This is a genomic window from Lysobacter niastensis (genome assembly GCF_031457115.1).
Classification (GTDB): Bacteria; Pseudomonadota; Gammaproteobacteria; order Xanthomonadales; family Xanthomonadaceae; genus Lysobacter_J; species Lysobacter_J niastensis_A.
Map to the genome: position 1 here is coordinate 81,562 of NZ_JAVDVY010000002.1, position 12,063 is coordinate 93,624.

12 protein-coding genes are annotated in these 12,063 nt (G+C 65.9%); 3 read left to right on the forward strand and 9 right to left on the reverse strand.

Translation table 11 applies throughout. The features are described from left to right. Positions 1-178 precede the first annotated feature (178 nt). The 8 genes from J2X06_RS09505 to J2X06_RS09540 form a co-directional block, all read right to left on the reverse strand. Positions 179-2,164 carry a serine hydrolase domain-containing protein gene (locus J2X06_RS09505; protein ID WP_310061525.1) on the reverse strand — a complete coding sequence of 662 codons (1,986 nt, stop codon included), beginning with the start codon at positions 2,162-2,164 and terminating at the stop codon, positions 179-181. Between the two features lie 112 nt (positions 2,165-2,276). Then, the gene (locus J2X06_RS09510) at positions 2,277-2,780 is read right to left on the reverse strand and encodes a nuclear transport factor 2 family protein (protein WP_310061529.1); all 504 of its coding nucleotides are present in this window, start codon (positions 2,778-2,780) and stop codon (positions 2,277-2,279) included. A 79-nt stretch (positions 2,781-2,859) separates the two neighbouring features. Further along, positions 2,860-3,243, reverse strand: a complete 384-nt coding sequence (locus J2X06_RS09515; RefSeq protein WP_310061533.1) for a hypothetical protein — start codon at positions 3,241-3,243, stop codon at positions 2,860-2,862. Between the two features lie 54 nt (positions 3,244-3,297). Next, positions 3,298-4,074 carry a LytR/AlgR family response regulator transcription factor gene (locus J2X06_RS09520; protein ID WP_310061536.1) on the reverse strand — a complete coding sequence of 259 codons (777 nt, stop codon included), beginning with the start codon at positions 4,072-4,074 and terminating at the stop codon, positions 3,298-3,300. Beyond that, entirely contained in the window at positions 4,067-5,320 is a 1,254-nt protein-coding gene (locus J2X06_RS09525; RefSeq protein ID WP_310061539.1) for a sensor histidine kinase, read from the reverse strand. Before J2X06_RS09525 ends, J2X06_RS09520 begins: the two co-directional genes overlap by 8 nt. Positions 5,321-5,521: 201 nt before the next feature. Further along, the gene (locus tag J2X06_RS09530; protein WP_310061543.1) at positions 5,522-6,448 is read right to left on the reverse strand and encodes a sensor domain-containing protein; all 927 of its coding nucleotides are present in this window, start codon (positions 6,446-6,448) and stop codon (positions 5,522-5,524) included. Continuing rightward, the gene (locus J2X06_RS09535; RefSeq protein ID WP_310061546.1) at positions 6,448-6,810 is read right to left on the reverse strand and encodes a PadR family transcriptional regulator; all 363 of its coding nucleotides are present in this window, start codon (positions 6,808-6,810) and stop codon (positions 6,448-6,450) included. The genes J2X06_RS09530 and J2X06_RS09535 overlap by 1 nt, the downstream gene beginning before the upstream one ends. Positions 6,811-6,991: 181 nt before the next feature. Further along, entirely contained in the window at positions 6,992-7,549 is a 558-nt protein-coding gene (locus tag J2X06_RS09540) for a hypothetical protein (protein ID WP_310061548.1), read from the reverse strand. 176 nt (positions 7,550-7,725) lie between these two features. Between J2X06_RS09540 and J2X06_RS09545 the strand changes: the two genes are divergently transcribed. Continuing rightward, complete coding sequence (locus tag J2X06_RS09545; RefSeq protein WP_310063576.1) at positions 7,726-8,616, forward strand: peptidylprolyl isomerase; 891 nt, start codon at positions 7,726-7,728, stop codon at positions 8,614-8,616. 76 nt (positions 8,617-8,692) lie between these two features. Here J2X06_RS09545 and speG read toward each other — a convergent pair whose 3' ends face one another. Further along, the gene (gene speG, locus J2X06_RS09550) at positions 8,693-9,244 is read right to left on the reverse strand and encodes a spermidine N1-acetyltransferase (protein WP_310061551.1); all 552 of its coding nucleotides are present in this window, start codon (positions 9,242-9,244) and stop codon (positions 8,693-8,695) included. A 131-nt stretch (positions 9,245-9,375) separates the two neighbouring features. Between speG and J2X06_RS09555 the strand changes: the two genes are divergently transcribed. Further along, positions 9,376-9,672 (forward strand): hypothetical protein, encoded by a 297-nt coding sequence (locus J2X06_RS09555; RefSeq protein WP_310061554.1) that lies wholly within the window; start codon positions 9,376-9,378, stop codon positions 9,670-9,672. A gap of 140 nt (positions 9,673-9,812) precedes the next feature. Then, positions 9,813-12,059: an FdhF/YdeP family oxidoreductase gene (locus J2X06_RS09560; protein ID WP_310061557.1), complete on the forward strand. Its 2,247-nt coding sequence runs from the start codon at positions 9,813-9,815 to the stop codon at positions 12,057-12,059. The last annotated feature ends 4 nt before the right edge of the window (positions 12,060-12,063 follow it).

Below are 12,063 nucleotides of genomic sequence, written 5' to 3' on the forward strand. Positions count from 1 at the left end.
CCACGTCCGCAAGATTTGGCGATATTTGGCACACGCCCCCGTTCAGTGTCCGTGAAACCGGTGAACAGTCCGACGGACGGAATGAATCTCGCCGAACTGTTGGACATTACGAAAAAGCCCCATACAGACGGGGCTTCTCGCGAGCAATTTTCAAGCCAAGTGCGATCCGCTGTCCGGCTTATTTCGCCTCGGCAAACACGTACTCGTGCTGCGCATCGCGAAGCACCAGAGACCGCGCGTCCTGCGCTGCGGTGACAATGAACTCGTAGCCGCCTTCGCTGGGCGAAATCGTCACGAACGAGACCGTGCCATCGCCGTTTTGCCGCGAAGCCACCTCGCTTTTCCAGTCGCCAAAGTCGAACCAGGTCGCCGAACCCTTACGCAAGACATCTATGCCGCCCAGCTCGGCGCTGCGGTAGCGCGCTGCCAGTTTGCTCACCAAAAGCGGATCGGCCGGCACGGCCAGGGACTTGCGTTCGGCCGCGACGTCCTCCTTCATGCGCCTGGCCTGCACCGCCAGACTCTCGACGGCCTCCGGCCGACCATCGAACAGCACTTCCAGGAAACGTCGACGGAACAGGCTGCGAACGTAAATGCCGCCGACGTCGTCGTTGGTCAGTATCACGGCGCCCACGTTGTGCTCCGGCAGCCACAGCATGTCGGAAATGAAGCCAAACGCAGAGCCACCGTGATTCACCAGCAAAGTGCCCGAACTGCGGTCGAGCTTGAGGCCCATGCCGTAGCCGGTGTCGCTCCCCCTGGCCACCTGCTGCTCGCGACGCGCCAGCAACGGCGCCTCGCCGATGTAACGCGTGCCGTCGGGTAGCAGGCCTTTGTCGAGCTCCATCTGCACATAGCGCAGCATGTCATTGACGTTGCTCCACACGCCGCCATTGGGGCGGTTCGGGATATCGGCGTAATTGAGATCCATGCTGGCCGGCACGGTCTTGCCGTCGACGTCCTGCCCGTGCGGCGCGGCGTGATTGCCGCGCTGGGCGCGGGCGAAATCCAGCGTGGTCGACGTCATGCCCAACGGATCGAATACCAGCGACTGCATGGCGGCATCGTAGGCGGCACCCAGTTCCTGCTGCGGATGCGCGGCATGGCCACCGACGTATCCCGCGGCGGCGGCCAGAAGATTGGAATACTGGTAAAGCTCGCCGAACCCACTGGTCGGCTGCATCGTGGCCACCGTCGCCATCACCGAATCCGGGCTGGCGTCTTCGCTGGCGAACATCCATTCCATGTCCTGGCGCGGCAGGCCGGTGCAGGCGCAGACCAGGTGCTTCATCTTCACCTGCGCGGTCGTGTCGGCGTTTCCGAGCCTGAATGTCGGCAGCACTTGCGTGACCGGCGTTTCCCAACTGAATTTTCCCGCCTCCACCAGCTTGGCCAACATCAAGGTGGTCAGGGCCTTGGTGTTGGAAGCGATCATGAACCGCGTGTCGGCATCCACTTTGTCCGGCTTGCCCAACTCGCGCACGCCGAAGCCTTCGGCATAGGCGACGTTGCCGTCCTGCACGATGCCGATGGCCATGCCCGGCACGCCGAACTGCTGGCGCGCGTCCTCAACGAACTGCGTGAGCGCATCGATGCGAGCCGCGTCGAGTTTGTGCGCGGCCTTTCCGGCGAACGATTCGCGACTGTAGCCCTTGGGCAACAATCGCCCGAGGATCAGCTCAACCTGTGCATCGCGCTTTTCGCCGACCGCGTCGGCCATGTCGTAGATCGTCACGGTCCATCCATCGCCACGTTTCAACGCCCGGGCGGACACGCTGCGCTTGTCGTTGGCGGAGGTTTCGTACTGGTAACCGCGGATCTGCAGCCAACCATCGCGTGACGGGCGATCGCTGGCCAGCTTGAGCGGCCAATTGGCCTTGGCGTCGTAGGCTGCCCATCCCGACGCCACTGCGGCATCGGCGTCGTTGGCCACGACATCGACGATGGCGATGTGCGAGCCGCCTTCGGGTGCGGTCAGGATCACCGCCACACCTGCCGTCCGGACCGACCAGCCGGCCGGCGCGACGAAGCTGTTGCCCTGCGCGGTGGTGAGCGGCGTATCGGCTGTCAGCGCCTGGTGGGCAGGTGGCGATGGTTTTTCTGCGCCCAGTGCAGGGGCGCAGGCGACGAGCAAGGCGCAGGCAAGCGACAGGAAGGATTTCATCGGGTTCCTCGGAACATTGGCGCCACACGACGGCGCTGCGAAGGCGGCGGACAGCGCCTGAACCAAGGCGTGCCTCAAGTGGCTTCGGCTTGAATGAACAGTCAGAGGCTGGCTACTTGTTGGCCCGGTGGCCGTAACTGAGAACCCGGGTGATCTGCCAATGCCCGTTCTGATTGCTCCACACGATCGCGAAATCAGCGAGTCCCTCGCACTTGCCGCCGTCGAACTGGCAGAAGCGGTGAGTACCCTGCGCAATGGCGCCGAAGTCCTTGACTGGAAACACCTTGAGCGTGCCAGGGACAAGCTCACGACGGAAATGGCCGCACACATACTTCTCGGTGTTCGCGAGCATGTCCTGCCGCGACCAGGTGACGCCGCCAGTGTCGTGGTAGAACTCGACGTCGGGCGCGAAATAGCTGGCATGCTTTTGAAGCTGCTCCGAGGCGCTGCAATGGTTGAATGCGTCGAACACGGCGGCGTCGAGCGCCGAGATGGTCTCGAACAGCGGATCGGCGGTTTGTTCGGCGCTCGGCCGGCCACTGGCAGCGGAGGCAGCGGTTGCCTCCAACGCGGTAACAACAAGCAAGGCAGCAAACAGCAGGGTTGGCTTTTTCATGCATGTCTCCGGGAAGGGGGCAGGTCCAACTCCGCATTGGACGTTCCGCATCCAATGGCATGGATATCGCGCTGCTGGCTTATCGCGTGGCGAGCGGTTCCGGCCTCTGGCAATCGGGCGCCACGGCCTCGCCGCTGGCACTGACGCACACGCGGAAACGCGGCAATCCCGTCACCTGGCGGCTGTCGCCCTTGGCGACGGCAAAATGATCGATGGGCTTCGAACAGTCGTGGCCAGGCGTGCCCAATTGCCCGCGTGCCGAGCATGCGGGCGGGAACACGGTGTAGTGGCATGCCCCGCTGGCGCTGCGCACGCACTCGAAGCGGGCGACACCGGACTCCACGGTCGCCTTGCTGTAAAGCGCGTCCGCGCCATCCACCGTGACCCGATCGACGAAGGTGCTGCCGCCGGTATCGCAGCCGAACAGCGAGAGTACGAAGTACAACAGTGCCTGGAACTTCATGGTTCACCTCGCAAGTTGAAAGGCTTCCTTGCCGGATCGGTACGATCGGCGCGGTTACATGTGGCGGAACAGCGCCATGAACGGCGCACTGACGGTCAAAGTTTCCGGACGAGACTTGAGCCGCACGATGCCGCGACCGCTGTCGTCGCGGACGATGGCGCTGATCGCCTTGAGGTTGACGATCGTCGACCGATGGATCTGCTTGAACGTGGTCGGATCCAACACGGCCAGCAGTTCGCGGATCGGCGTGCGCAACAGCGCCTCGCCCTCCGCGGTCACCACCGTCGTGTACTTGTTGTCGGCGCGCAGGTAGGCGACATCGTCGACGAGGATCAGCCGGGTCTCGCGGCCGGCGCTGGCGGTAAGCCAGGTCAAAGGAGGCGGCGCGTCGGCACGCGGCCGGGCGGGACCCAGGCGCTCGAGCAACGCGGCAAGCGCGACCGCTTCGTTGTTGCCGGTGCGCGCCTGCAGGCGTTGCACGGTGGTGGCCAGCCGCGCGGGCGTGATCGGCTTGAGCAGGTAATCGACCGCGCCGCGCTCGAAGGCGTCGATCGCGTACTGGTCGTAGGCGGTCACGAACACGATCTGCGTATGCGGGCTGGCTTCGGCCGTGGCGGCGGCGACCTCCAGTCCGCTCAGGCCGGGCATGCGGATGTCGAGAAACGCGACGTCCGGGTGATGCTCAGCCATGGCTTCCAGTGCACTGGCGCCGTCCTCGCATTCGGCGAGGATCTGCAACTGCGGCCAGGCCTGGCGGAGCTGTTCGACCAGTTCCTTGCGCAGCAGCGCTTCGTCTTCGGCGATGACGCAGGTAAAGACCGGCTCAGCCATGGCGGCGCTCCTGCTCGAAGTCGGCGGGTACCGTGATCGTCGCGGCCACACCGGCGGGGAAGTTGGCGACCACCGCCAGCGACCCCTGCGCGCCATAGACCAGGCGCAGTCGTTCGCGCACGTTTTTCAGACCGATCCCGGTGCCGCTGGTCTTGGTGTTGAAACCTTCGCCGTCGTCGGCCACGGTGATCGCCACCACGCCTTCGTTGCGACGCGCGCGGATCCAGACGTTGCCGCCGCCGGTGCGCGGCTCCAGCCCGTGTTTGATCGCGTTCTCGACCAGCGTCTGCAGCATCATCGACGGCAAGGGCGTGGCGCGCAGGTTCTCGGGCACGTCGGTCTGCACCGACAGGCGCGGGCCCATGCGGATCTTCAGGATTTCCAGATAGGCCAGCGCGCGTTCCAGTTCGGCGCCCAGCGTCGACAGCTCGTCCTGCGTGCGCGGCAGCGAATGGCGCAGGTACTGGATCAGGTGGCCCAGCATTTCTTCGGCACGCGCCGGGTCGCTGCGGGTCAGCAACTGCGCGCTGGCCAGGGTGTTGTAGAGGAAGTGCGGCTCCACCTGCGCATGCAGCAGGCTGAGCTTGGCGACAGTGAGTTCCTTTTCGGTCGCGGTCTGCGTGGCCGCTGCCTGCTCACCGCGACGGCGCTCGGCGACACGGCGGCTGATGGCGCGCGTGATCGCCTCGGCGTTCTCGAAGTTGGTGCCGTCGTCGACCAGGAACCAGTCGCTCCACGCCGGGCTTTCCGGCTCGCAGATCAGGGTGACGCTGCCGGTGTCGTGGCTGGGCGTGACCGTGGCGAGGATCTGGTTGCGCGGGATGCCGAACCACAGCAGCGGGTTCCAGCGCCCGAGCGGATGTTCGCCGTAGGTCTGCGGGCGGCCGACCTTGGCGCGCACCTGCAAGCTGTCGCGTGCGCTCTCGACTTGCTGAATGCGCGGCAATTCGCGGATCGCGGCGTCGATCATGTCGAACGCCTCGCCCGCCTCGAACGGAATCTCCACCTGGCGGCGCTGGCGGTTGGCCAGTGCGGTCTTGTCGGTGTGCCCGGCGATCAGCCGGACGCGGTCCAGGTGCGAGATCGCACCGGCGATCACCAGCGCCATGGTGATCATGCCGGCGATCGTGATCGGCCAGTCCACCCGACCGAGTAATGGCAGGTTGGACCACACGCCCGCGACCAGGAATACCGCCAGCAACCAGGCGATGGAAATGCGCAGGACGAAGAAAAAGCTCTTGAACACGAGACTGGCCGAAACCGGATGTGGGCGCAGCATAGCGGCCGATGACGCGGGATTGACCGGGTTTGCGACGAACCGGGGTGAGGGACGACGAAACCGGAAAAACCGGGGGCGAATGCGGAGGGCCTGGTCGCACGACCATGCCCCGCCCGGCACCCGGTTGGTGGGCCGGCCGATCAGTGGCCGGCCACGCATTGCCTCATATCAGCTGTACTGCGCCGACTTGACCAGCATGTGCTTGGCCAGCGCGCCGTGCATGGCGCCGATGGCACGCGCCAGGTGCAGCGTCCCGAACAGGATCACCACGCCGGCCGCAATCGCCAGCGGCCAGGCCCAGGGCTCGCTTTCCAGGATCAGACCATTGCCATCGATCGACATACCGGTGCCGAAGCCGAACAGCAGCGCGATCGGCGACGCGATCAGCGATAGCGACACGCTCAGTCCGGTGACCGCGAGCGTGAAATAGAGAATGCCCAACGGCAGCATCAGCAGGAAATACAGCTGCGTGCCCCAGATACGCGGGTCGGTGAACAGCTCCTTGATCCGCTCGGCCCACGGCCGACCTCGCGTGCTGTACAACGGCCGGCGCGGCATGCGCTCGCCCAGCATCACCTCGACGATGCGGCCCTCCACCAGCGACAACACGCGCACCGAGCCGAAGTACAGGATCACGAACGGGATGCCGATGATCAGCACCGCCAGGCCCAGCGACATCGAAACGCCCACGGTCACCCAGAAGAAGTAGAACAGGCCGGTGGCCAGCGACAGCAGCATGTAGAACAGCGCCGCATACGTGCGCGGCTCGGCGATCACGCCGAAGAAGCGGCCCAGCGCCGACTTGCGCTGCGGCGGCGCCGGCGGACGCAGCGCGGTCTGCACCTTGATCTCGGTGTCGCGGTAGATGTCGGCGACCTCGTCCGGCGCGCCGTAGCTGCCGGCGACAGCGGCGATGACGTCGGCCTCGCTCTTGCCGGGATTTTCGGCCAGCTCCGAGCGCAGGTATTCCTCGGCGTCGTACAGGGCGTCCTGCACCAGCGCCGGGTCGGCGCCCGCCAGCGAGCGGCGCAGCTGTTCGAGATACTGCGGAATGGTGGACGGCAAGGTGGCGGTACCGGGATTGAACGCGTTCATTAGCTGAGTCCTTCAAGGACGGAATCGACGGAATCGCGGGTAGCGCGCCATGCGGCGGACCACTCGTCGAGGACGGCCCGACCGGCGTCGGTGATGTGGTAGTAGCGACGCGGCGGTCCCGCCACCGAAGGCTCGGTGTGGCTGTCGAGCAGGCCGGCCGCGCCCAGGTTGCGCAACACGGGATACAACGCACTCTGCTTGCCGCTGAGCACGCCCTCGCCGAAACGCTCCAGGCGCTTGGCGATCTGGTAGCCGTACATCGGCTCGCTGGCGGCTCCCAGCACGGCCAGCAGGGCCAGCGACACGGTTCCGGCACTGAGCTCCTTCTGGAACTTGCGCAGGTGGCTGTCGAAGTCGGTCATGGCGGAGGGAGGCCGGAGCTATCTTGGACTCAACACTATGCTCAACTTCACTATAGTGCGCATGCCATTAGTAACGCCCGGCCTTCTTGCCGTTGCGTCGACCGCCCTCCTGCTAATGAGATGACTTGTCGCCGCCATCGCGACCCGGGAGGCATGCCATGCCACGTGGAGACAAGTCCGCCTACACGGATAAACAGAAGCGCCAGGCCGAACACATCGAGGACAGCGAGCGTGAGCAGGGGCGATCGGAAGAGGACGCCGAGCGCATTGCCTGGGCCACCGTCAACAAGATGAGCGGCGGCGGCAAGCGCTCCGGCTCGGGCCGCAAGAAGACCGCCCGCAAGTCCGCCAGGAAGACCGCCAGCAAATCCGCCAGCAAGTCCGCTGCCAAGACCCCGCGCAAGGCCGCGAAGAAGGCCACCCGGAAGGTGGCGAAGAAGGCAACGAAGAAGGCAACGAAGAAGGTTGCCAGGAAGGCTACGAAGAAGGTCGCCAGGAAAGCGGTGAAGAAGGCGGCGAAGAAGGCCGTTAGGAAGACAGCCAGGAAGACCGCGAAAGCACCGGCAAGGAAGGCGGTAAAGAAGACCGTCAGGAAAACCGCGAAGAAGGCCACCAGGAAGACCGCGAAGAAAACCGCGAAAAAGACCGCACGGAAGACGCCTGCCAAGGCGACCCGCAAGACCGCAAGGAAGACGGCGAAGAAAGCGGCCGGCAAATCCGCCGCGAAGACCGCCCGCAAGCGGGCATCGACGCGACCGCACCGCGGCAACGGCGCAACCGCCCACCATTCGGCGGCCGCGCACTGAGCCGCTCTGGCCGTCACCGCAAGGCTTGTGCAGAATCAGGCGCTCATCCGCCTGGAGTTCCACCGTGCCGAAGCCGCGCCTGCTTGCTGCCCTGTTGCCTGCCGCCCTGATGCTTGCCCTGTTCGCAGCCCAGGCCAACGGCCAGACGCCGTCAGCGGCCAAGGCTCGTTCGATGCAGGAAATCCTCGACGCCTCCAAGCCTTCGGACTGGCGCGCGCTCGATCCCGGCAACACCCTCTACCTGGAGCTGGCATCGGGCCGTGTCGTGATCGAACTGGCACCGGACTTCGCCCCGGCGCACGTCGCCAACCTGCGCACGCTGGCGCGCGAGGGTTACTGGAACGGACTGAGCATCAACCGCTCGCAGGACAACTTCGTCGTGCAGTGGGGCGATGGTGCCGAGGACGAGAAGGCGCGCAAGCCGCTGGGCAGCGCCAAGAGCAAGCTGCCCGCCGAGTTCAGCCGCAGTAGCGACAAACTGGATTTCCATGCCCTGCCCGACCGCGACGGCTGGGCGCCGCAGGTCGGCTTTGCCGACGGGTTCCCGGCCGCGCGCGACCCCGCCTCGAAGACCGCGTGGCTGGCACATTGCTACGGCATGGTCGGCGCCGGCCGCGATATCGCTCCGGATTCCAGCAACGGCACAGAGCTGTACGTCGTGATCGGCCAGTCGCCGCGCCAGCTCGACCGCAACATCACCACGGTCGGCCGCGTCGTGCAGGGCATGGAGCTGCTGTCGGTGCTGCCGCGCGGCACCGGCCCGCTCGGTTTCTACGAGAAGCCCGAGCAGCGCACCGCGATCAAGGCCATTCGCCTGGCCTCGGAAGTGCCGCAGAACGAGCGTACCGCCCTCGAAGTGCTGCGCACGGACACGCCGCTGTTCGACGAGTTGGTCGAGGCGCGCCGCAACCGCCGCGACGATTTCTACAAGCGGCCTGCCGGCCACATCGACCTGTGCAACGTGCCGTTGCCGGCGCGGACGCCTCCGGCGAAAGGGTGATCCGGAGTCTCCAACCATCGCTCCTGGAAAAGAGGGAGCAACGGCAATGAACGAGGGAAACTGAAAGAGGCGGAGCTCAACCGCCGCCACGATCCTCGCCGCGCCCCAGCGCCTGATGCTGGAACAGGCACATACGCACCGCGTCGTGATAGCGGCCGTCGCTGAAGTACTCGTCGATCAGCACACCCTCGCGCTGGAAGCCCGCGTCTTCGTAGATGCGGATCGCGCGGGTGTTGTCGACGTCCACCAGCAGGTACAGCTTGTACAGGTTGAGCACGCGGAAGGCGTAGTTGATCGCCAGCCGGGTCGCGGCACGGGCGTAGCCACGACCTTGCTGCTCGGGCGCGATCATGATCAGGAACTCGGCGCGACGGTGCAGGTGGTCGATTTCGACCAGCTCGACCAGTCCCACCCGCTCGTGCGAGGCGTCCTCGACGATGAAGCGACGCTCCGACTGGTCATGGATGTGCTTGCGGTAGAGCTCTTCCAGCTCGACAAACGATTCGTACGGCTCCTCGAACCAGTAGCCCATCACGCTGCGGTTGTTGTTGAGGACGTGGACGAAATGCAGGTCGCCGCGCTCCAGCGGGCGCAGCGTGACCGTGGCATGGCGGACGACCGTATTCATGGGATCAACCCTACTCCATCGCCGTGACACCTGCGTACTCGCCGGCCGCCGACCATCACGCGGTCTTATCCCGCGGCTCAATAGCCTCGTAAAACCCTCCCACGCCCGCCACGTCCGCGAAGGAAAGTGTCATGCCTCTCCTGCGTATGCGAGTCACCGGCAGCGAAGACGCCGTCCGCGCCATCGGCAATTTGCTGGTCAGCATCGACGGCATCGAACACGTCGAGGAAGTGGCCGACCTGATGCCGCACATGGACGACGCCGATTCCAGTTCGGCCGGCCTGAGCGACCTGATCGGGGGCGCCGATTCCCACGAGATCGAAATCGATGCGCCCAGCCTCTCCGCGGCAAGACGAGTACGCGATGCCGTGGAGTCGCTGGCCTACGACCTGAACGTGTTCGTCGAGTTCGAGGGCGAAGACGAGTGAGCCACGGGTAAAGCGCTGAACCAGCGGCAGGTGGAGCCGCCGCAGCCGACCGACTTCGCAGACCCCGCATGCCGGGCACGCCGGCTTGCGGGGAACGGCCTATCATTCGACATAGGCCGGCGCCCGAACCGATAGCTGCGATGTCCGACAAGAAACCCATCGATTCCTACGACAAGCCCGCCGGCGGCTGGGATGCCCTGAAGAGTTCCTGGCATGCCCTGCGCGAGCAACGGGTGGTGCTCAAGGGCGCCGGCACCCTGCTGCGCGCCAACCAGCCGCGCGGCTTCGACTGCCCCGGCTGCGCCTGGCCGGACCGCAACCCGCACTCGACCTTCGAGTTCTGCGAGAACGGCGTCAAGGCGGTGGCGAACGAGGCGACGTCGAAGCGGGTCACCCGCGAATTCTTCGCCGAGCACGGCGTCGAGTGGCTGGCGCGGCAGGACGATCACTTCCTCGAAGCACAAGGCCGACTGACCGAGCCGATGGTCTATGACGCGGCCAGCGGCCATTACCAGCCGATCGGCTGGGACGCGGCGTTCGCGACGATCGCCGCTGCGCTGAACGCGCTGGCATCGCCGGACGAAGCGATCTTCTACACCTCCGGCCGCACCTCCAACGAGGCCGCCTTCCTCTATCAGTTGTTCGTACGCGAATACGGCACCAACAACCTGCCCGACTGCTCCAACATGTGCCACGAGGCCTCGGGCGTCGCGCTGACCGAACAGCTCGGCAGCGGCAAGGGCTCAGTGACGCTGGAGGATTTCGAGCTGGCCGAAGCGATCTTCATCTTCGGGCAGAACCCCGGCACCAACCATCCACGCATGCTCGGCGAGCTGCGCGACGCGTCCAGGCGCGGCTGCCGCATCGTCGCATTCAATCCGCTGCGCGAGCGCGGCCTGGAGCGCTTCGCCAACCCGCAGTCGCCGACCGAGATGCTCGGCGGCGGCAGCACGCGGATCGCTTCGGAGTACTACCAGCCGCGCATCGGCGGCGACCTGGCCGTGGCGACCGCGCTGGCCAAGGTCGTGGTCGAGCGCGATGCCGTCGATCGCGAGTTCATCGCCGCGTACACGATCGGCTTCGATGCCTTCGCCGCAGCATTGCGGGCCACGCCGTGGGCCGACCTGGAACGTGAATCCGGCCTCAGCCGCGCCCAGCTGGAGGAGGCCGCACGGATCTACATCGACAGCAACGCGACCATCCTGTGCTGGGGCATGGGCATCACCCAGCACGCGCGCAGCGTCGCCACGATCCAGATGCTGGCCGCGCTGCTGCTGCTGCGCGGCAACATCGGCAAGCCCGGCGCCGGTCCCTGCCCCGTGCGCGGCCACTCCAACGTGCAGGGCGACCGCACGATGGGCATCTACGAGCAGCCCGCGCCCGCCTTCCTCGACCGCCTGGGCCAGGTATTCAACTTCCGGCCGCCGCGCGAGCATGGCTACGACACCATCGGGGCGATCGAGGCGATGCACGACGGCCGCGCCAAAGTGTTCTTCGCCATGGGCGGCAATTTCGCCGCGGCCACGCCCGACAGCGCTCATGTGCACGAAGCGCTGCGCCGCTGCGCGCTCACCGTGCACGTCAGCACCAAGCTCAACCGCTCGCACCTGGTGCACGGACGCCAGGCGCTGATCCTGCCGTGCCTGGGCCGCACCGAGATCGACCTGCAGGCGGATGGCCCGCAAGCCGTGACCGTCGAGGATTCGATGAGCATGGTGCATCTGTCTTCCGGGATGAATCCGCCGGCTTCCGAGCACCTTCTGTCGGAACCGGCCATCGTCGCGCGGCTCGCGGCGTCCACGCTGCCACGCAGCCGCACATCTTGGCTGTGGCTGATCGAGGACTACGACCGCATCCGCGAACGCATCGCCCAGGTCATTCCAGGGTTCGAGGATTTCAACCAGCGCGTGCGTGTTCCCGGCGGGTTCCATCTGCACCATCCCGGCCGCGAGCGCGTATTCCCGACCGACAGCGGCAAGGCGGGCTTCTTCTTCCATCCACTGGCGGAAGTCCCTTCCACGGCGGCGCTGCAGTTGATGACCGTGCGCTCGCACGACCAGTACAACACCACCGTCTACGGCTTCGACGATCGCTACCGCGGCGTGCACGGCCTGCGGCGCGTGTGCTTCATTTCCACGCACGACCTGCAGCGGCTGGGCTTGCGCGACGGCGAGATGGTCGACATCACCTCGCTGTGGCGCGACGGCGAGCGCAAAGTGACGGGATTCCGCCTGGTCGAATACGACATCCCGCCCGGCTGCCTGGCCAGCTATTTTCCCGAGACCAACGCCTTAGTGCCGTTGGAGCACCATGCCGAACGAGCCCGCACGCCGGCCTCCAAATCGATCCCGGTGCGGTTGAGTCGCAGCGCGGTCGCCGCGCAATGACCGT

Coding starts and splice junctions, on each gene's coding strand:
- J2X06_RS09555 (WP_310061554.1), top strand. CDS start 9,376: ATGCCTCTCCTGCGTATGCGAGTCACCGGCAGCGAAGACGCCGTCCGC.
- J2X06_RS09560 (WP_310061557.1), top strand. CDS start 9,813: ATGTCCGACAAGAAACCCATCGATTCCTACGACAAGCCCGCCGGCGGC.
- J2X06_RS09520 (WP_310061536.1), bottom strand. CDS start 4,074: ATGGCTGAGCCGGTCTTTACCTGCGTCATCGCCGAAGACGAAGCGCTG.
- J2X06_RS09515 (WP_310061533.1), bottom strand. CDS start 3,243: ATGAAGTTCCAGGCACTGTTGTACTTCGTACTCTCGCTGTTCGGCTGC.
- J2X06_RS09510 (WP_310061529.1), bottom strand. CDS start 2,780: ATGAAAAAGCCAACCCTGCTGTTTGCTGCCTTGCTTGTTGTTACCGCG.
- speG (WP_310061551.1), bottom strand. CDS start 9,244: ATGAATACGGTCGTCCGCCATGCCACGGTCACGCTGCGCCCGCTGGAG.
- J2X06_RS09545 (WP_310063576.1), top strand. CDS start 7,726: ATGCTTGCCCTGTTCGCAGCCCAGGCCAACGGCCAGACGCCGTCAGCG.
- J2X06_RS09535 (WP_310061546.1), bottom strand. CDS start 6,810: ATGACCGACTTCGACAGCCACCTGCGCAAGTTCCAGAAGGAGCTCAGT.
- J2X06_RS09505 (WP_310061525.1), bottom strand. CDS start 2,164: ATGAAATCCTTCCTGTCGCTTGCCTGCGCCTTGCTCGTCGCCTGCGCC.
- J2X06_RS09530 (WP_310061543.1), bottom strand. CDS start 6,448: ATGAACGCGTTCAATCCCGGTACCGCCACCTTGCCGTCCACCATTCCG.